The sequence below is a fragment of the Sporosarcina luteola genome (assembly GCF_023715535.1).
Taxonomy (GTDB): Bacteria; Bacillota; Bacilli; order Bacillales_A; family Planococcaceae; genus Sporosarcina; species Sporosarcina luteola_B.
In genome coordinates this window covers 1-255 of sequence record NZ_JAMBOI010000081.1, presented here as the reverse complement: position 1 = coordinate 255, position 255 = coordinate 1, and the positions used below count along the sequence as shown (strand labels likewise).

Below are 255 nucleotides of genomic sequence, written 5' to 3'. Positions count from 1 at the left end.
GGGAGGACAACCGTGTCGTCTCCAAGGCTGTATACCTCGCTCTTGGAATTGACAAAGAGGGTCGCCGGGAAATCCTTGGCTTGAAAGTCGATCACAACGAAAGCTTCAAAAGCTGGTCTGCCTTTATTCAACACCTAATTTCAAGAGGTCTACAATCGCCGAAACTAGTCGTCTCCGATGCCCATGAAGGTCTTAAAAAGGCGATTCAACAAGACTTTGTGGGAACATCCTGGCAACGGTGCAATGTCCACTTCA

The 255-nt window shown here is 48.2% G+C and carries 1 protein-coding gene; it reads left to right on the top strand.

The window, feature by feature from the left end; translation table 11 throughout:
* Positions 1 to 255: transposase (locus tag M3191_RS18855; protein ID WP_251701754.1), on the top strand; the 255-nt coding region annotated here is incomplete at both ends.